The sequence below is a fragment of the Nonomuraea sp. NPDC052116 genome (genome assembly GCF_040680035.1).
Taxonomy (GTDB): Bacteria; Actinomycetota; Actinomycetes; order Streptosporangiales; family Streptosporangiaceae; genus Nonomuraea; species Nonomuraea angiospora_A.
Genome location: NZ_JBFAWA010000079.1, coordinates 1 through 18812, shown reverse-complemented (window position 1 = coordinate 18812; position 18812 = coordinate 1). Strand labels below are relative to the sequence as shown.

General features: G+C 71.6%; 18 protein-coding genes. 10 read left to right on the top strand and 8 right to left on the bottom strand.

Annotated features, from left to right (window positions below; translation table 11 throughout):
- Together AB0L65_RS62310 and AB0L65_RS62305 are read left to right on the top strand one after the other, a co-directional pair.
- The coding region (locus AB0L65_RS62310) for an HAD-IC family P-type ATPase (protein ID WP_364267308.1) at positions 1-798 on the top strand (798 nt) is incomplete at its 5' end.
- A gap of 133 nt (positions 799-931) precedes the next feature.
- Positions 932-1321 (top strand): hypothetical protein, encoded by a 390-nt coding sequence (locus AB0L65_RS62305; protein ID WP_364267305.1) that lies wholly within the window; start codon positions 932-934, stop codon positions 1319-1321.
- Between the two features lie 42 nt (positions 1322-1363).
- On the opposite strand, the gene AB0L65_RS62300 is transcribed toward AB0L65_RS62305, so the two are convergent.
- The gene (locus tag AB0L65_RS62300) at positions 1364-1978 is read right to left on the bottom strand and encodes a class I SAM-dependent methyltransferase (RefSeq protein ID WP_364267302.1); all 615 of its coding nucleotides are present in this window, start codon (positions 1976-1978) and stop codon (positions 1364-1366) included.
- Positions 1979-2023: 45 nt separating this feature from the next.
- On the opposite strand from AB0L65_RS62300, the gene AB0L65_RS62295 reads away from it, so the two are divergent.
- Positions 2024-2449, top strand: coding sequence for a MerR family transcriptional regulator (locus AB0L65_RS62295; protein ID WP_364267299.1), 426 nt, complete (start codon positions 2024-2026; stop codon positions 2447-2449).
- A 41-nt stretch (positions 2450-2490) separates the two neighbouring features.
- On the opposite strand, the gene AB0L65_RS62290 is transcribed toward AB0L65_RS62295, so the two are convergent.
- On the bottom strand, positions 2491-4866 hold the full coding sequence (locus AB0L65_RS62290) for a heavy metal translocating P-type ATPase (RefSeq protein WP_364267296.1): 2376 nt from the start codon (positions 4864-4866) through the stop codon (positions 2491-2493).
- Between the two features lie 84 nt (positions 4867-4950).
- A complete protein-coding gene (locus AB0L65_RS62285) occupies positions 4951-5343 on the bottom strand; it encodes a MerR family transcriptional regulator (protein ID WP_364267293.1) in 393 nt (130 codons plus the stop codon).
- Here AB0L65_RS62285 and AB0L65_RS62280 point away from each other — a divergent pair.
- Positions 5336-6148: a methyltransferase domain-containing protein gene (locus tag AB0L65_RS62280; protein WP_364267290.1), complete on the top strand. Its 813-nt coding sequence runs from the start codon at positions 5336-5338 to the stop codon at positions 6146-6148. The two genes, AB0L65_RS62285 and AB0L65_RS62280, sit on opposite strands and share 8 nt — an antisense overlap.
- Here the strand turns inward: AB0L65_RS62280 and AB0L65_RS62275 are convergent.
- Positions 6140-7291 carry an FAD/NAD(P)-binding oxidoreductase gene (locus tag AB0L65_RS62275; protein ID WP_364267287.1) on the bottom strand — a complete coding sequence of 384 codons (1152 nt, stop codon included), beginning with the start codon at positions 7289-7291 and terminating at the stop codon, positions 6140-6142. The two genes, AB0L65_RS62280 and AB0L65_RS62275, sit on opposite strands and share 9 nt — an antisense overlap.
- A gap of 153 nt (positions 7292-7444) precedes the next feature.
- Here AB0L65_RS62275 and AB0L65_RS62270 point away from each other — a divergent pair, with 153 nt between their 5' ends.
- On the top strand, positions 7445-7654 hold the full coding sequence (locus tag AB0L65_RS62270; protein ID WP_364267284.1) for a heavy metal-associated domain-containing protein: 210 nt from the start codon (positions 7445-7447) through the stop codon (positions 7652-7654).
- Between the two features lie 59 nt (positions 7655-7713).
- Here the strand turns inward: AB0L65_RS62270 and AB0L65_RS62265 are convergent, their stop codons facing one another.
- Both AB0L65_RS62265 and AB0L65_RS62260 read right to left on the bottom strand, forming a co-directional pair.
- Positions 7714-9090 (bottom strand): MFS transporter, encoded by a 1377-nt coding sequence (locus tag AB0L65_RS62265; protein WP_364267281.1) that lies wholly within the window; start codon positions 9088-9090, stop codon positions 7714-7716.
- A 168-nt stretch (positions 9091-9258) separates the two neighbouring features.
- Positions 9259-10170: a LysR family transcriptional regulator gene (locus AB0L65_RS62260; protein ID WP_364267278.1), complete on the bottom strand. Its 912-nt coding sequence runs from the start codon at positions 10168-10170 to the stop codon at positions 9259-9261.
- 205 nt (positions 10171-10375) lie between these two features.
- On the opposite strand from AB0L65_RS62260, the gene AB0L65_RS62255 reads away from it, so the two are divergent.
- The 5 genes from AB0L65_RS62255 (at position 10376) to AB0L65_RS62235 (ending at position 16159) form a co-directional block, all read left to right on the top strand.
- Positions 10376-12793 (top strand): CoA transferase, encoded by a 2418-nt coding sequence (locus tag AB0L65_RS62255; RefSeq protein ID WP_364267275.1) that lies wholly within the window; start codon positions 10376-10378, stop codon positions 12791-12793.
- Positions 12786-13574, top strand: coding sequence for an enoyl-CoA hydratase-related protein (locus AB0L65_RS62250; RefSeq protein WP_364267272.1), 789 nt, complete (start codon positions 12786-12788; stop codon positions 13572-13574). The genes AB0L65_RS62255 and AB0L65_RS62250 overlap by 8 nt, the downstream gene beginning before the upstream one ends.
- Positions 13571-14746: a thiolase family protein gene (locus AB0L65_RS62245; protein ID WP_364267269.1), complete on the top strand. Its 1176-nt coding sequence runs from the start codon at positions 13571-13573 to the stop codon at positions 14744-14746. The genes AB0L65_RS62250 and AB0L65_RS62245 overlap by 4 nt, the downstream gene beginning before the upstream one ends.
- 10 nt (positions 14747-14756) lie before the next feature.
- Complete coding sequence (locus AB0L65_RS62240; protein WP_364267266.1) at positions 14757-15137, top strand: Zn-ribbon domain-containing OB-fold protein; 381 nt, start codon at positions 14757-14759, stop codon at positions 15135-15137.
- 110 nt (positions 15138-15247) lie between these two features.
- Positions 15248-16159 (top strand): LysR family transcriptional regulator, encoded by a 912-nt coding sequence (locus AB0L65_RS62235; RefSeq protein ID WP_364267263.1) that lies wholly within the window; start codon positions 15248-15250, stop codon positions 16157-16159.
- A gap of 42 nt (positions 16160-16201) precedes the next feature.
- Here AB0L65_RS62235 and AB0L65_RS62230 read toward each other — a convergent pair whose 3' ends face one another.
- A complete protein-coding gene (locus AB0L65_RS62230; protein WP_364267260.1) occupies positions 16202-17791 on the bottom strand; it encodes an NAD(P)/FAD-dependent oxidoreductase in 1590 nt (529 codons plus the stop codon).
- A complete protein-coding gene (locus AB0L65_RS62225) occupies positions 17788-18702 on the bottom strand; it encodes an alpha/beta hydrolase (RefSeq protein ID WP_364267257.1) in 915 nt (304 codons plus the stop codon). The genes AB0L65_RS62230 and AB0L65_RS62225 overlap by 4 nt, the downstream gene beginning before the upstream one ends.
- Positions 18703-18812: the final 110 nt, after the last annotated feature.

The following is an 18812-nucleotide window of genomic DNA, read 5'->3' as shown; positions in this document are numbered from 1 at the left end:
GCCTCGGAGCACCCGATCGCCCAGGCCATCGCCCGCGCGGCCCAGTCAAAGACAACGGTGGAGGACTTCGCCAACGTCGAAGGCCTGGGCGTGCAGGGGATCGTGGACGGTCACGCGGTGCTGGTCGGCCGGCCCCGGCTGCTGGCGGAATGGTCCCAGCACCTGTCCGTCGAACTGGAGCGCAAGCTGGCCGACGAGCAGGCCAAGGGCCGCACCGCGGTGGCGGTCGGCTGGGATGGTCAGGCGCGTGCGGTGCTGGTGGTGGCCGATGTGGTCAAGTCGACCAGCAAGCAGGCGATCTCGGAGTTGCGGGCGCTCGGCCTGACCCCGGTGCTGTTGACCGGGGACAACGAGGCGGTGGCGCGGACGGTGGCGGCGGAGGTGGGCATCGATGAGGTGATCGCCGAGGTGCTGCCCGCCGACAAGGTCGAGGTGGTCAAGAAGTTGCAGGCCGAGGGCCGGGTCGTGGCCATGGTGGGCGACGGGGTGAACGACGCCGCCGCACTGGCCCAGGCCGATCTGGGGCTGGCGATGGGCACCGGCACGGACGCCGCGATCGAGGCCGCGGATCTGACGCTGGTGCGGGGTGATCTGCGGGTGGCGCCGGAGGCGATCCGGTTGTCCCGCAGCACGCTGAAGACGATCAAGGGGAACCTGTTCTGGGCGTTCGCCTACAACGTGGCCGCGTTGCCGCTGGCCGCGCTGGGGTTGCTCAACCCGATGATCGCGGGCGCGGCGATGGCGTTCTCAAGCGTGTTCGTGGTGAGCAACAGCCTGCGGCTGCGCCGCTTCAGATAGGAACCGTGTCCTGTGGCCCGAAGGCGATCACCGCCTTCGGGCCACAGGACGTGCCGCCAAAGATCTGGGCGCAGCCGACGGAGACACGCGAAGCAGTCAACTGGGGGTCCTGTTCGTCGAGTCCGCATTCACGGTGTCCCGGAGCGATGCGGCGGCGACCCGCAGGCAGGCGACGAAGTCCGTCTGGCCGTTCGCGTCGGCCCATTGGTCGAAGGCGTTCTGGAAGACGACCATGGCGATCTGGGCCACCAGGTGTGTCCGCCAGTTGGCCGGCCTCCGGATCAAGGCGGCCTCCCGTCCCCGGCGGCACTCCTGGGGACACGCCGTCATCACCTGGCCGGACGGCACCAGCCGCGAAGGATGGCTACGTGCCGATGACGGCATGGACTACACCGCCGGCGCCGCCGCCGAAATCGCCGCACGCCTCGCCCGCGGCGAAGGCAAGCCCGGCGCCTACACGCCCGCGGCCGCCCTCGGCCCCGACCTCGCGGCCGCAGCCGGAGGCACCTTCATCCTCCCGTGAGGACACCCCCTCGCCCGTCATCAACGGAACCCAGCCAGGGGCCTACGTCCGCCCGTACTCCGGCAACGCCGGGCCTGGGCAGCGTCTTTCGAGAACGGTCAGATTCGTGAGCTCATGGCGCCGCGTCGGCTCGCCCAGGGCGTGAGCGATACGCCCCAGCTTCTCCTCGGGAAGAGCGTTCTTCCTGGCGATCGCTGAGCGGCCGGTGGCGCTGTGCCAGGCGATGAGCAGCCTGCCACGTGGCCGGGTCACCCGACGTAACTCGTGGATGCCTGCCTCCAGGTCCGGCCACATCGCCACGTTGTTCACCGAGACCACGACGTCGAAGCTGTCGTCGGGACAGCCCGTGTCCGCCGCGGTGCCGAGCCGAAGCTCGACGTCGCGCCCGCGGTTGTGCCGGGCCGCCTGACGCAGCATCTCGGGCGACGGGTCGATGCCGCAGACCCGCTCGGCCTCGATGTGCCGCAGCAGGCCGCCAGGCCCGCATCCGGCCTCCAGCACGCTGTCCTGCCTCCCGATGAGCGTCACGAGTTCGCCCGGATCGTTGAGCCACAGCATGAGCCGCCCCGCCAAACGCCCGAGGACTCCCTGCGGAAGGGCGAACGGAGAGCGGATCGGCTCGTCGTACGCCCAGGACCGGATCTCCTTGGTGGCCATGCTCCCAGGTTCGCGGTTCAAGGCGGGTTGACGTCAAATGGACGCATGGAGCTCATATCCATCGGTGAGGCCGCCCGTCGCCTCCGCCTCAACACCTCGGCTCTGCGGTACTACGAGGAACGAGGCCTGGTACGGCCGGCGGCTCGCCATGCCGGAAGGCGGATGTACGGCCGGACCGAGCTGCGCCGCCTCGCACTGGTCGCCCTGATGCAACGGCTCGGAGTCCGGCTCGACACCGCCGCAGCCGTCATGGACGAGTCCGGCGAGCAATGGCGATCAGCGGTGCGGGACCAGATCGACGAACTGGACGCCCTGATCGAGCGAGCCCAGGGCGCCCGCCGGTTCCTCTCAGCAGCGCTGACCTGCCCCGCTGACCATCCCACGAGCGAGTGCCCGCACCTGGTCGGCGTCCTGGACCGGCTGTCCACCGGCGGAACCGTCGAAGAACTCGCGGAAGAGCACTCGGATTAGGTGACCTCGATGGTCACCACGAGACGGCCGTCAGCCGGTGCTCAGTCTCCGGCGGCGGCGGGGCGCGGGAGGCGGAGCCCCTTGAGGGCGAGTGCGTTGACCGCGACGATGACGCTCGATCCGGACATGGACAGGGCGGCGATCTCCGGTCGCAGCACCAGGCCGAAGGCGGGTTCGAAGACGCCGGCCGCGATCGGCAGCGCGATCGTGTTGTAGCCGATCGCCCAGCCCAGGTTCTGGCGCATCTTGCGGAGCGTGCCGCGGCCGATGACCAGCGCCGTCGGCACGTCGAGCGGGTCGGAGCGCATGAGCACCACGTCGGCGGTCTCCACGGCGACGTCGGTGCCCGCGCCGATCGCGATGCCGAGGTCGGCCTGGGCGAGCGCGGGGGCGTCGTTGACGCCGTCGCCGACCATCGCGACCTTGCGCCCGTCGCGCTGCAGCTCGACGATCTTGGCGGCCTTGTCGCCCGGCAACACTTCGGCGATCACGGTGTCGATGCCGAGCTGGTCGGCGATCCGCCGGGCGGTGGCCTCGTTGTCGCCGGTCAGCATGACGACCTCGACGCCGGCCTCGTGCAGCGCCGCCACCGCGGCCGCGGAGCTGTCGCGGGGCGCGTCGGCGATGCCGATCAGCCCGGCCGCGCGGCCGTCCACCGCGACGACGACCGCGGTACGCCCGCCCGCGGCCAGTTCCTCGCGCCGGGAGGCCAGCGGGCCCAGCTCGACGCCTTCGACCTGCATCAGCTTCGTGTTGCCCACCAGGACCCGGCGTCCGTCCACCTGAGCCGTGGCGCCATGACCCGGGACGTTCTCGAACCCGGTGACCCGCAGGACCCCGGGAGCATGCGCGTCGGCGTGGCGGACCACCGCCTCGGCCAGCGGGTGCTCGGACTCGCGCTCGACGGCGGCGGCCAGCCGCAGGAGTTCGGCCTCCTCCATCCCGTCGGCGATCACATCGGTGACCTCCGGTTCACCCCTGGTCAGGGTGCCGGTCTTGTCCATGACCACGGTCTGGATGCGGGCCGAGGTCTCCAGTGCCATGGCGTTCTTGAACAGCACGCCGCGCTTGGCGCCGAGGCCGGCGCCCACCATGATCGCGGTGGGGGTGGCCAGGCCCAGCGCGTCGGGACAGGTGATCACGACGACGGTGATGGCGAACAGCATCGCCGTGCCGGCCGCCGCCCCCGCCAGCAGCCACACCACCAGCGTCAGCCCGCCGCCGATGAGCGCGACGAGGACGAGCCAGAACGCCGCCCGGTCGGCCAGGCGCTGCCCGGGAGCCTTGGAGTTCTGGGCCTGCTGGACGAGCTTGACGATCTGGGCGAGGGCGGTGTCGGCGCCGACCTTGGTGGCCCGTACGCGCAGGGTGCCGTTCTTGTTGATGGTCGCGCCGACCACCGCCGAACCGGGGGCTTTGTGCACCGGCAGGCTCTCGCCGGTGACCATCGACTCGTCGACCTCGCTCTCGCCCTCCATGACCTCGCCGTCGACGGCGATCTTCGTGCCGGGACGGATGAGCATGACGTCCCCGGCCACGACCTCGGCGGTGGGGATCTCCACCTGCTCGCCGTCGCGGATCACCACGGCCTTGGGCGGGGCCAGGTCGAGCAGCGCGCGGATCGCGTCGTTGGCGCCGCCCCTGGCCCGCATCTCGAACCAGTGCCCCAGCAGGACGAACGCCGCCAGCACCGTCGCCGCCTCGTAGAACACCTCGCCGCCGCCGGTCAGCGTGATGTACAGCGAGTACAGCCAGCCAGCCCCGATCGCCACGGCGACCAGCACCATCATGTCCAGCGTGCGGGCCCGCAGCGCCCGTACGGCGCCGTCGAAGAAGATCCACGAGGAGTAGAAGATCACCGGCAGGCTGAGCAGCAGCGCCCACACGTCCTCGCGCAGCCCGAACGGCACCGGCACGTCCAGCCCCAGCACCTCGCGCCCGATCGGCGACCAGATCAGGATGGGGACGGACAGCACGGCCGCCACGAGGAACCGGTTGCGCATGTCGGAGACCATGGCCTCCATCGACATGGCGCCGTGGCCCCCGTGGCCCCCGTGCCCCATCGCCTCGTGCGGCGACGGAGCTGCGTGCTCTCCATGCTCGGCAGGGGCCTCCCGGACGGCTTCGGCGACGCCCGGCGGGTCAGGTTCTGCCAGGGGATCGCAGACGTGCGACGGCACGGACTGCCCTGCGCAGTGATAGCCGCATTCCTGTACCCAGCGGCGCAGCTCGGCCAAGGACGTGGCCCTCGGGTCGAACACCACGACGGCGGTCTGCCCGACCGGGTTCACCTCGACCTCGATCACTCCGGGGCGGCGGCTCAGGACGGCACGCACCACGTTCTGCTCCGAGGCCCACTGCAACCCGCTCACGTCGAGAATCGCCGTGCTGCGATCCTTGATATCCCCGGTCGTCATGGTTCTCCTCCACATCCGCCCGGTAGCGCTCGATCTACCATTAGCCATAGTAGACGTCGGCCCCCCGGGCGCCATGTGCCGGCCTCAAGGCGTGACGGCCGCGGGGACCCGCTCCTCGACCGCGGACCGGAAATGGGGACAACCGGCCAAGTCCTCGTGATCGCAGTCCAGCGCGCAGTCGATGAGCTCCAGCGACGCCTGCGCCTCGGCGATCCGCCGGGCCAGCTCCTCCCGGCGGCGCAGCAGGACGGCGCGTCGTGCTGCCGCGTCCGAGGTGACCATCATCTCGTGGATCTCTTCCAGGCTGAACCCGGCTTCCTTGCCCCGCAGGATCACGGCCACCCGGTAGAGGTCGTCAGGCCCGTAGCGGCGGCGCGCTCCTTCGATACGGGCCGGCGTGATCAGGCCCATCGCCTCCCAGTGCCGCAGGACATGCGTCGCCAGGCCGAACCGCTCCGCGATTTCCCCGATGCTCATGGTCGCGCTTGACTTCATGTCGACATTAAGTCGCATGCTGGCCCACATGTCCAAAGACAACAACTCGATGGAATCACTCATCAAGCTGCTCGACGTCGCTGACGCGTTGCCCGGGGCCGTCGCATTGCGCACGCGCTCGTACGATCTGCTCACCCTCCCCGACGGCGCGGCCGTGGTGGATGTCGGCTGCGGCGCGGGCCGCGCGGTCGAGGAACTCGCGCAGCGCGGGATGAGCTCGATAGGCGTGGACATCAGCGAGGAGATGATCGCGGTGGCCCGCCATCGCCGGCCGCATGCGGACTTCCGGATCGGCGACGCTTTCGACCTGCCGCTCGACGACGGGCAGGTCGCCGGGTACCGAGCCGACAAGGTCTTTCACGAGCTCGCCGACGCGGCCAAGGCGCTGGAGGAGGCGAGGCGGGTGCTGGCTCCGGGCGGGCGTATCGTGCTCGTCGGGCAGGACTGGGACGCCTTCATCATCGACTCCGATGACCCGGTGCTCACCCGGGCCATCGTGCACGCGCGTGCCGACCTGGTCCCGAATCCCCGTGCGGCTCGCCGCTACCGCAACCTGCTGCTCGACGCGGGCTTCCAGGACGTCCAGGTGGAGACGCACGTGGGCGTCTTCACCGACACGGCCATGCTGCCCATGCTCACCGGCATCGCGGAGGGAGCACGCGCCGCCGGCGCCATCACCCGTGAACAGGAAGCGGCGTGGGTGAGCGATCAGAGGGCGCGCGCCCAGGCGGGACGCATGTTCCTGGCGCTGCCCGTCTTCGTGGCGTCAGGTTCGCGATCACGGTGATGGAGGCGTTTCGCGTGCCGTGATCGCCCGCTTGAGCTTGATGAGGTCCTTGGGAGAGTTGACGGCGACGGCGCCGACCGGCACGCCGTCCCGCGTGAAGGCCACGGCGAAGCGATCTTCTTCGGGGGAGCCGGTGGCGATGCTCGCCGAGTCGGCGAGGTGCGGCAGTCCGGCGGTCTGGATGCGGGCGCCATGCACATGGGTCGCGAAGTTCGGCACGTCCACGAAGGGTTGAGCGTTCTCCGCCCCGGCCAGCAGGTTGCGGGCGGCGACCGCGCCTTGCTCGTTGGCGTTGGACCAGTGCTCGATGCGTACCATCTCCCCGCCGAAGTGGGTGTGCGGCCAGCGTGCGACATCTCCCGCGGCCACGATGTCTGTCGAGCCGGTCGCGAACAGCGTCGGCTCGCACAGCACGCCATCGTCCACAGCCAGGCCGCTGCCGTCCAGCCATTCGGTGTTCGGCAGCACGCCCATGCCGCCGACGACCAGGTCCGCGGCGACGGTGCGGCCGTCGCTGAGCCGGACTCGGCCGCCGTCCACGGCGGTGACCCGGACGTTCGTGATGAGCTCGACGCCGTTGCGCTCGTGGTGCGCGGCCAGCCAGCGCGCTGCCTCCCCGCCCAGCCCGGCGTGCATGGGGTACGGCGCGGAGTCGATCAGGGTGACCTTCCGGCCGAGCTGCCGTGCCGTCGAGGCCACCTCGCCGCCGATGAACCCGCCACCGATGACCAGCACGTGCTCGTGTCCCGCGTCGAGCTTCGCGCGCAGTGCCAGCGCGTCGTCGATGGTGCGCAGGGTGTGCACCCCGTCGAGCCGCCGCGGGCGCGCGCCGCTGGCGATGACGAGCCCGTCGTGGCCGACCTCGGTGCCGTCGTCGAGGGTGACCGTCCGGGTCCGGGGGTCGAGGCGCACGGCCTTGCGCCCGCGCAGCCACTGGTCGTCGAGCTCTTCCGCGCCCGGGAGCGTGACGTCGTCGTCGCCGTGCAGCACGCTCTTCGACAGGGGCGGGCGGTTGTACGGCACATGCGTCTCGGCGCCGACCAGCGTGACCTCGCCCGCGAAGCCCTCCCGGCGCAGGGTCTGCACGGCCCGCAGCCCTGCCAGCGAAGCACCGACAACGGTGATCTTGTTAAGCCTGCTCATGCGATGACCATACCTATGGGGGGTATATGGGCCGCAACGTGACATAGATCTCATATACCCCTAGCCCGTATGGCTTGTTCTCGACGGTGATCGCGGCGTACGGTCTCCTGGGAAATATACCTGGTAGGGGTATAGATGGAAGGGGATGCCGCAATGAGCACGAACACGTACAAGGTGTCGGGAATGACGTGTGGCGGTTGTGCCGGCAAGGTGAAGACCGAGATCAGCAAGATTGCCGGGGTCTCCTCGGTGGATGTCGAGCTGGCGACCGGGCAGGTCACCGTCGCCTCGGACGGTCCGCTCGACGACGCGGAAATCAGGAACGCCGTCGAAGAGATCGGTTACGAAGTGGTCGCCGGCTGAACGCCGAGGTGCCGCCGGGTGAGCGGGTCGCGCAGGCCGCCCGGCGGCACCAGGGGACGTCAGGCGGCGATCTCCGTCAGCGAACGGTCCCGGGTGCGGACGCCGAGGCGGATGATGCCGGCCGCGATCACGAGCAGGCCCACCATCACGAACGACGCCGGCCGGGCCCCGAAGCCGGTCAGGACGGGCAGCACCACGAGGGGCGCGACCGCGCCGCCCAGGTGGCCGACCCCGTCCGCGATGGCCGACGCCGTGCCCCGCGCCCGGGTGGGGAACACCTCCGCCGTGTAGGTGTAGGCGGGGGTGGCCATGAAGGCGATGCCGAACGAGCTGAACAGCGCCCCGACGGTGGCGACCGTCTCGCCCAGGTCGAGGGTGATGAGCAGCAGCGAGGCCGCGAACACCAGCGTGCCGATGATGACCATGGTGCGGCGTTCCATCCGCTCCACCAGCAGCACGGCGGCCAGGCCCGACACCAGCGGCATGACGCGGGTGAGCACGCTGACCAGGACCGCGTCGGAGGTCGAGATGCCGATGCCCTCGAGGATGAGCGGCAGGTAGCTGGCGTAGCCGTACATGGCGACGTAGAAGGCGAACCAGAAGCCGAGCACGATGAGCATCCGGCTCTGGTACGGGGGCCGGAACAGGGCCCGGACCGGCAGCCTGTCGTCAGCGGCGGCGGCGGTCTCGGCGGCGTCGGGGACGGAGACGGTGCCGCCCGGAGGCAGGCCGACGCGGGATTCCATCCGGCGGACGACGCGGTCGGCCTCGGCGGACCGGCCCATCGCGACCAGCCAGCGCGGCGACTCCACCAGCGCCTTGTCGTTGATCAGCGGCAGCACCAGGAGCACCAGACCGCCGAAGGCCAGCAGGTACCGCCACCCGCTGGAGGAGGCGGCCAGCACCGGCAGCGACGCGAACCCGACCACCAGGAGCAGCACGGTCCCCACCATGTAGAGGCGTGACAGGTAGCCGCCGCGCTGGTGCTTGGGCGCCAGCTCGCCGATGTAGGCCGAGCAGAGCGCGAGCACCGCGCCCATGCCGCACCCGGTCAGGAACCGGAAGAACGTCAGCGACCACACGTCCCATGAGAACGCCGTGAGGAATCCGCCGAGGCCGAGCGCGGCGATGGTCAGCGCCAGGCCCTTCTGCCGGCCGTGCCGGTCGGCGACGTGCCCGAACGCGTACGCGCCGACGCAGTAGCCGACGAGGTTCCACGTGACGGGGTACCCCAGCTCGGCTCCCGCCAGTCCGAGCTCGTCCCGCATGGAGGGCAGCGTGATGGTGAGGACGGAGATGTCGTAGTTGGCGAAGAAGAAGCAGAGCATGAGCGCGAACCATGCGGCGCGGCTGAGCCCGACCTTCGCCATGGCGTCGATGCGGGCATCGATGTTGCCGGCCGACACGGACACGGGCGAGGGGGGTGTCTGAGACATCGTGGCCTCCTAGGGGGTAGCGCAAAGGCACCGCTGCGGCACGGGCGGCGAACGCCTCACAAAGGCCTCATGTAGCGGTGTGCGTGGAACCGTAAGCAGGCCGCACCGCCGGTGACCATTGCGCTTTCGCGCACGTGCACGTACGCGAATCCGCAACGTGCCCCGCCGTCAGAGGGTGAGGCGGCGCCCGGCCCACTCCTGGCGTGCCACCTGGACGAGCTCCCGGACGGCGTCGTCCTGCCGCGCCCGGGACCGGTTCCAGGCCACGCCGAGCAGGAAGTCCAGGTCGTCGCGGAGGGGGACGACCGCGAAGGCCGGGTCGTCGTAGACCCGGGCGCTGCCGCCGTTGCGCGGGTCGATCGTCAGCGTTACCCCGCCGTCGCGGCGGATGCGGCTGGCCAGCATGACCGCGTCGTTGTCCGGCATCCGGTGGAACGAGGTGATGCCGGCGTTCTTCAGCCGCTCGTGGAACAGGTTGACCGCCACCGGCTGGGGTGTGGGCGGGCCGATGGTCAAGGTGCGGTGCACGAGGTCCTTCAAGGCCAGCTCGGAGGCGGTGGCCAGCGGGTCGTCGGCCCGCATCGCCGCGTAGAACAGGTAGCGGGCCACCACCAGGCTGTCGAGCCGGGGCCGGTCCAGCGGCAGGTGGACGAGGGCCGCGTCGAGCTCGCCGCGCTCCAGGGCCGGCAGCAGCTCGGCGGACGGCCCAATCGTCGCTTCGACCGTGTGGGCGGGGAGCGCCTGCCCGGCCAGGGCCAGGAAGCGATCCATCACCGCCGGCGGGCACAGGTGGGTGCCGCCGACGCGCACCACCTGTCTCCTGGCGGCCTCCTTGATCACGTCTTTCAGGCCGTCCAGCTGCTCCAGGATGTCGCGTACCCGGCCCGCCAGGAGCGCGCCGTCGGCGGTGAGCTCGACCTGGTGGTAGCGGCGGACGAACAGGTCGACGCCCAGCTCCCGTTCGAGCTCCTTGACGGAGCGGCTGACCGGCGAGGGCGTCAGGTGCAGCCGCTCCGCGGCGCGACCGAAATGGAGCTCCTCGGCGACCGCGAGGAAGCACCGAAGCTGCTGTACGTCCATGACCTGGAGTTTCGTGATGGTCGATGCCACACGTCAACCGCGCACGTTGCCGATTGGGACGCGTGCCACGTTGCCGATTCGGACGTTTTCAGCCCGGAACCGTCGTGGCAGTCTCACCTCAGGCACCTGTCCCCGACGATCCGCGGGACAGGTCATGTCCGGCGTACTCCGCACCCGCCCGCCACACACAGTGGGGTGATTCACCATGCCCGCAACCGGGGACCTTCCCCTCGCCGGTCTCCGTGTCATCGACCTGGCAGACGGCAAGGCCGAGATGTGCGGCCGGTTCCTGGCCGACCTCGGAGCCGACGTCATCCGCGTCGAGCCTCCGGGCGGCGCACCGACCCGCCGGCGGGAGCCGCTCCACGACGGCGTGAGCCTCTACTTCGCCACGCACAACGCCGGCAAACGCGGCATCACCCTGGACCTGCACGACCCCGCCGGCCGCGACCGGCTGCTCGGCCTGGCCGCCGGGGCCGACTTCCTCATCGAGACCGAACGGCCCGGCACCCTCGACGGGCTCGGCCTCGGCGCGGACGCGCTGCTCGCGCGCAACCCGGCGCTCGTCGTCATCTCGATCACCGACTTCGGGCAGAGCGGCCCGTACCGGGACTGGGCCGGCACCGACTGGACGCACCTGGCGCTCGGCGGCGTGCTGTCGCGTTCCGGCATCCCCGGCCGCGAGCCGGTCGTGCCGCCGGGCCCGCTGGCGTACGAGTCGGCCGCCGTCCAGGCCGCGTGGGCGGGCCTGCTGGCGTACACGAACAGGCTCGAGACCGGACGCGGCGACCACGTCGACTGCTCGGTGTACGAGATGACCGCGCAGGTCCTGGACCCGGGCTTCGGCATCGGCGGCTCGGCCACCGGCGGCGTGCCGGCCACGGCGCTGCCGCGCGGCCGCCCCGACGCGGGCAGCCTCTACCCGATCTTCCCGTGCGCGGATGGATATGTACGGATCTGCGTGCTGGCCAAGCGGCAGTGGCGGGGGATGTTCGGCTGGCTGGGGGAGCCCGAGGAGTTCGCCGATCCCAAATACGACACCCTCGCGGGCCGCTACGGCGCGACCGAGCGGCTGCACGCGTTGATCGCCGACCTGTTCAAGGACAGGACCAGGGACGAGCTCGTGGCCCAGGGCCAGGAGCGCGGCGTGCCGATCGCGTCGCTGCTCACCCCCGGAGAGGTGCTCGCCGGCCCGCACTTCCGCGCACGAGGAGGGCTGGTCGACGCCGAGATCGCGCCCGGCCTGACCGGCCGGCTGCCGTCCGGGTACGTCGAGCTGGACGGCGTACGGGCCGGATTCCGCGGCCGGGCCCCCGAAGCCGGGGAGCACGACGACGAGGTCCTCGCCGAGACGCCGCCGGCCACTCCGCCGGCCCCGGCCACGGGCACGCCCCGGCGGCGGCCACTCGACGGGCTCCGCGTGCTGGACCTGGGCGTCATCGTGGTCGGCGCGGAGCTCGGCCGGCTGCTCGCCGACCAGGGCGCCGAAGTCATCAAGATCGAGAGCCGGGCCTACCCCGACGGCAGCCGGCAGTCGCTGACCGGCGAGGCCATCAGCGCCGGCTTCGCCTGGGGCCACCGCAACAAGCTCAGCGCCGGGATCAACCTCCGCTCGCCCGAAGGGCTGGAGCTCTTCAAACGGCTCGCCGCCGCCTCCGACGTGATCCTGTCCAACTTCAAGCCCGGCACGCTGGAGTCCCTGGGGCTCGGCTACGACGTCATCAGCGAGCTCAACCCCCGGATCGTCATGGCCGACAGCAGCGCCCTGGGCCCGACCGGGCTGTGGAGCCGCCGCATGGGGTACGGCCCTCTCGTACGCGCCTCCACCGGGCTGACCGGGCTCTGGCGTGACACCGGCGTCGAGGCGGGGTTCTGCGACGGCATCACCATTTATCCGGACCATCTCGCCGCACGGGTCGGCGCCGTCGCCGTGCTGGCCGTGCTGATCCGGCGGCGGCGTACCGGGAAGGGCGGCACGGTCAGCGTCTCCCAGGCCGAGACCATCCTCACCCAGCTGTCCACGAGCCTGCTGCGCGAGTCGCTGGAGCCCGGCTCGTTCACCGCCCACGGCAACAGCGGCGAGTGGGACGCCCCCCAGGGCCTCTACCCGTGCGCGGGTGACGACGAGTGGTGCGTGGTGAGCGTCGAGGGCGACGAGCAGTGGCGGAGCCTGTGCGGCGTCATCGGCCGCGCCGATCTGCTCGCCGACGCGCGGCTCGCCACCGCCGCGGGCCGCCGCGCGCACCGCGGGCTCGTGGACGCCGCCGTGACCGCGTGGACGTCGGACACCCCGCCCCGCGAGGTCATGGAACGGCTGCAGGTGGCGGGCGTGCCGGCCGGGGCGATGCGGCGGGTGATCGAGTACCTCGACGATCCCCAGCTCGCCGCCCGCGGCTTCCTGCGCGAGATGCGCCACCCGCGCATCGGGCACGCCATGCGGACCGAGAACGGCCCGGCGACCTTCGGCGGGGTGGCCGACCCCGAGCTGCGCCCGGCGCCGCTGGCGGGGGAGCACACCCGGACGGTGGCCGCGAAGCTGCTCGGCCTGGCCGAACCGGAGATCCAGGCGCTCATCGAGGCGGGCGTACTGGAAGAACCAGCTGAAGGAGTTGACCATGGGTGAGCCCGCCGCGCTCGTCGAGCGCCGCGATCACACGATGTTGATCACATTCAACCGGCCCGAGGTGCGCAACGCGGTGAACGGGGCCCTGACCCGCGCCGTCGGCGAGGCCCTGGACGAGGCCGACGCCGACACCGGGATCCGGGCCGTGGTGCTGACCGGCGCCGGGGACAAGGCGTTCTGCGCCGGTGCCGACCTCAAGGAGGTGGCCCGAGGGGGGTTCTCCACCGAAGGGTTCAAACCGCACTGGGGCTTCGCCGGATGCGTGACGCACCCGATCGCCAAGCCGGTCATCGCCGCGGTCAACGGGTTCGCGCTCGGCGGCGGCACCGAGATCGCCCTGTGGGCCGACCTGGTGGTGGCCGCGGAGAGCGCCCGGTTCGGTCTTCCCGAGGTCAAGCGCGGCATCATCGCCGGCGCGGGCGGCGCGTTCCGGCTGGCCGCGCAGCTGCCCACCAAGGTGGCCATGGAGATCCTGCTGACCGGCGAGCCCGTGACCGCCGCCGACGCCCTGCGGCTCGGCCTGGTCAACCGGGTCGTGCCGCAGGATCAGGTGGTGCCCGCCGCGCTCGCCCTGGCCGAGATGATCAGCGCCAACGCGCCGCTCGCCGTACAGGCCGGCAAGCGGATCGCGCGGGGCATCGCGGACGGCACGGTCGCCTCGGAACGGGCCGCCTGGGAGCGGACCGCCGCCGAGGGCGCCGCGATCATGCGCTCGGCGGACGCGAAGGAAGGACCGCGCGCCTTCGCCGAGAAGCGCGTCCCCGTCTGGGAGGGCCGATGACCATGACGATCAACAGGGCGCCCGTGATCGCCGGTCTCGGCATCACCGAGATGGGCAAGGTCTACGGCAGGACCGCCCCCGAGTTCGCCGCCGAGGCCGTCCGGCTCGCCGCCGCCGACGCCGGGATCGACCTCCACGAGGTGGACGGGCTGCTGACCAACACCGGCATCACCGGCGACGTCGGCCTGGGCCTCCAGCGCGACCTCGGGCTGCGCCACCTGCGCCTGCTGTCGGAGGTGCAGGCGTACGGCTCGTCGGCCGGAGCCATGGTCCAGTACGCCGCCATGGCCGTGATGTCCGGCATGGCCGACATCGTGGCCTGCGTCTTCGCCGACGCCCCGCTGAAGGACAGGTCGGCAGGCGGCGGCGCGGCCTACGCCGCCGCGGGCCGGCGGCCGACCGGCTGGCAGGGCCTGACCGCCGCCTCGGGCATCTACAGCGCCAACACCATGTACGCGCTGGCCGCCCGCAGGCACATGCGGGAGTACGGCACCACGAGCGAGCAGCTCGGCCACATCGCCGTCGCCCAGCGCGCCTGGGCGGCCGGGAACCCCCTGGCCCAGCTGCGCGACCCGATCACCATCGAGGACCACCAGAGCTCCAGGTGGATCGCCGAGCCGTTCCACCTGCTCGACTGCTGCCTGGTCAGCAACGGCGGCGTCGCGGTCCTGGTCACCTCCGCCGACCGGGCCACCGGCCTCGCGCGGCCCGCCGTCCACCTCCGCGGCTGGGGCCAGGCGCACCCGGGGTACGTCATGGGCAGGGACAGCGAGTTCGGCCTGGTCAGCGGCGCGGCCCTGTCGGGTCCCACGGCGCTGAAGATGGCCGGGATCACGATCGCCGACATCGACGTGGCCGAGCTGTACGACTGCTACACCTACACCGCGCTCATCTCGCTGGAGGACTACGGCTTCTGCGCCAAGGGCGAGGGCGGGTCCTTCGCGGCGAGCGGCGTGCTCGGACCGGAGGGGAGCCTGGCCGTGAACACCGGCGGCGGCCAGCTCTCCTCCTACTACATGTGGGGCATGACCCCGCTGTCCGAAGCCGTCATCCAGGCCCGCGGCGACGGCGGCGAGCGCCAGGCGCCGCGCAACGACATGGTGCTGGTCAGCGGCAACGGCGGCATCCTCGACCATCACTCCACCCTGATCCTCAGCCCGCACGCCCGATAGGAGCACGCCGATGCCTGTGGGAATCGTCCACCGCGACGCGGCCACCGCCGCGTTCTTCGACGGCACCGCCCGTGGCGAACTGCTGATCCGGCGCTGCGACGCCTGCGGCGCCCACTCCGCGCCGCAGGCGCGCACGTGCCCGCAGTGCGCCTCGCCCGAGCCGTCCTGGACGGCCGCGGCCGGAACGGGCGTGGTGGTGAGCTGGTCCGTGGTGCACCCCAAGGGCGGGCCGCCGTTCGTGGTCGGGATCGTCGAGCTGGACGAGGAGCCGTGGATCCAGGGCCAGATCGTCGAGGTCGCGCCTGAGGACGTGTACGGCGGCATGCGCGTACGCGTCGCCTTCGAGCGGCCCGAGGAGGGAGAGGCGGTCCCCGTGTTCCACCCGGCGTGACCCCGTGCGGGGCCTCGCGGGCCTGTGCGGGGCTCGTGAGCGTGCGCAGTGCCTCGTGAGCCTGCGCGGGGCCTCGTCGTGGGCCCGCGCGGGGCCGATACCCTGGCCGGGTGGACATCCAGCAGCTCCGCTACTTCATGGTCGTGGCAGAAGAGCTCCACTTCGGCCGCGCCGCCGAGCGGCTGCACGTGACGTCCTCCCCGCTCAGCCGGCGCATCCGCGAGCTGGAGAAGGAGCTCGGCCACGACCTGTTCGACCGGCGCTACCACCAGGTCGAGCTGACCTCCTTCGGGCGGACGTTCCTCGATCCCGCCCGCGACGTCCTGGCCCGCTTCGACGCGCTGGCCGAGCTGGCCGCCGGGGCCGCCCCACCGCCCGCGGTCGTGCGCGTGGGGGCCACGCCGCTCGCCCCCACCCAGGTCCTGGACCTGGTCCTGGAGACGTTCGCGGAGGTCAGCCCGGGGACCGAGCTCCCGGTGACCCTGGAGCCGTCCGCGGGGCTGCTCGGCCTGCTGGCGGCGCGCAAGCTGGACATCGCCGTCGTCCACCTGCCCGTGGACGCCGGCGGGCTCGGCAGCCTCGCGCTCGCGGAGTACCGCTTCGCGGTCGCCATGCGCGCCGACGACCCTCTCGCCGGCCGTCCCCGGCTCACCCTCGCCGACCTCACCGACCGGCAGATGCTGCTCACCTCTCACAAGGTGCACCCGCTGGTGATGAACGGGCTCCGCGACCACCTGCGCGCGGGCGGCGTCACCCGGATCCGTGAGCTGCCGCACAACGACGCGGTCCAGGTCGCCGCGCACGTCACTCATTCCAGAGCCCTGTCGCTGACCACGCTCAGCACCCTCTCGGGCCGCATCTTCGGCGAGGCGGGCCTCGTCCTCGTGCCGCTGCACGATCCGGATCTCCATTTCCGGCTCGGCGTCGTCTGGCCCGCGAACGCGGAAGCGCGCGGCGGCCCGATCGCGAAGGTCCTCGACGCTCTGCGCGCGCGTCACGGCGACCCCCTCGTCATCCTCTGAGGACGTTCGCGAGGTGATCGACGTGACACGGCTCCTCGGCGATCAGCCGGAGAGCACGAACCCCGGATAGCCGTCCGCCGTGACCTGGTCGCATTTCTGCCGGTACGTGCCGACACCGCCGACGTACGGCATGAACACCCGGGGCTTGCCCGGGATGTTGGCGCCCAGATACCAGGAGTTGGCCCGCATGTAGAGCGTGCGGGCGGCGACCTCGTTCACGTGGTCGACCCAGGCGTCCTCGGCCGGCGGGTCGGCGTCGATCGTGGCGATGCCGCCGGCCCGCAGCCGCTCCACGCAGTCGGCGATCCAGTCCACGTGCTGCTCGATGGAGACCATCATGTTGCTGAGTACGGACGGGCTGCCGGGCCCGGTGATGGTGAACATGTTGGGGAAGCCCGCCGTCATCAGCCCCAGGTACGTGCGCGGCCCGGCCTCCCACTTGCGCCGCAGCGACAGGCCGCCCCTGCCGGTGATGTCGATGCCGAGCAGCGGACCGGTCATGGCGTCGTAGCCGGTGGCGTACACGATCATGTCGGCGGCGTACTCGGCGTCGGCGGTGCGCACGCCGGTCGGGGTGATCTCCTCGATCGGCGCGGCACGCACGTCGACCAGGGTCACGTCGGGGCGGTTGTAGGTGGCGTAGTAGCCGGTGTCGATGCAGATCCGCTTGGTGCCGATGGGATGGTCCTTGGGCGCCAGCAGCTCGGCCACCCGCGGATCCGTGACGATCTCGCGGATCTTCTCACGGACGAACTCGGCGCTGATCTCGTTGGCCGCCGGATCGATCGCGGTGTCGCCGTAGGCGCCGAGGAAGCCCACGCCGCCCCTGGCCCAGCGGGTCTCGAACTCCCGCAGCCGATCCTCCTCCGTCGCCTCCAGCGCCGACGCGGTGTTGGAGGCGCCCATGACGCCGGAGGCGGAGGAGCGCATGCCGGCGCGGAGCTCGGCGTAGTTGGCCTTCACCCACTGCGCGTACTCCGGCTCCATGGGCCGGTTCCAGGCCGGGAGGCTGTAGTTGGCGGTGCGCTGGAACACCGTCACGTGCTCCGCCGGCTCGGCGATCACCGGGATGGCCTGGATGCCGGAGGAGCCGGTGCCGATGACGGCGACCCGCTGCCCGGTGAAGTCCACGCCCTCGTGCGGCCACCGCCCGGTGTGGTGGCTGGGCCCCCGGAAGGAGCCGGCACCGGGGAAGTCGGGTATCCGGGCCGCCGACAGGCAGCCCACGGCGGTGATGAGGTACGTCGCCGACACGTGGTCGCCGCGGTCGGTCTCCACGCGCCACAGGTTCGCGCTCTCGTCGTAGCCGGCGCGGGTCACCCGGGTCCCGAACCGGATGTCCCGGCGCAGGCCGAAGCGGTCGGCGACGTGATTGGCGTAGAGCAGGATCTCCGGCTGGGACGGGTAGCGCTCGCTCCACTCCCACTCCTGCTGGAGCTCCTCGTCGAAGGAGTAGGAGTACTGCATGCTCTCGACGTCGCAGCGGGCGCCCGGGTAGCGGTTCCAGTACCAGGTGCCGCCGACGCCGTCGCCGGTCTCGAAGACGCGGACGGTCAGGCCCAGGCCGCGCAGCTTGTGCAGCATGTACATGCCGGCGAAGCCCGCGCCCACGACGACGGCGTCGTACCTCATCGCAGGCTCCCGTCGATCGCCTCGACGACCATGGTGATCGCCGCCGCGCTGCCCGGCAGCACGTTCACCATCGTGAAGAAGACATGCATCTGGCCCTCGAACCGCTTGAACAGCACCGGGACGCCGGCCTCGCGCAGCCGCCGCGCGTACGCCTCGCCCTCGTCCCGCAGCACGTCGTGCTCGGCGGTCAGCACGACGGCCGGCGGCAGGCCCGACAGGTCCCGGGCCCGCAGCGGGGAGGCGTCCGGGTTCGCCCGCGTGGCCGGATCGGGCGCGTAGTGGTCCCAGAACCAGATCATGCTGTCGCGGCTCAGCATGAGCTGGTTGGCCGGGTCGGTGTAGGAGGCGTTGTCCAGGTCGTGGTCGGTCACCGGGTAGACGAGGACCTGCAGCGTGATGACGGGGCCGTCCTCGTCGCGGCTGCGCTGGGCGACGACGGCCGACAGGTTGCCGCCCGCGCTGTCCCCGGCCACGATGATCGGCAGGTCCGGCTCCGTCGCGGCGGCCCAGCACAGCGCGTCGTAGGCGTCGCGGGCCGCCACGGGATACCGGTGCTCGGGGGCGAGCCGGTAGTCGACCAGGACGACGGCGCAGCCCGTCCGGTGCGCCAGCGTCCGTCCCAAGGTGTCGAACTCGTCGAGCGCGCCGATGACCCAGCCGCCACCGTGGTAGTACACGATCACCGCTCTCGGGTCCTCCACCGGGACCAGCACGCGTGCGCCGAACGATCCGCCGTCCGCCGCCTGGATCACCGCTTCCTCCACGCGGGCCATCTCCGGGCCCTTGCCGTACAGGTCGCCGAGCGCGCCGCCCATGGCGCGCGCCTCCTCGGGTGTCATCTCGTGCAGCGGCTTGCCGCCTGCTTCGCTCATCTGCTTGAGGAACTGGGCCGTCGCGTCGTCAAGGGACATGGAAGGTCACCTCACCGGGGCCATGGAGTGATCGGCATCACTTCGACTCAAGCACCGCGACGCCACCAGGTCCACACGCGGCCACGCTGATCGGTGGCCGGCCGGCCACC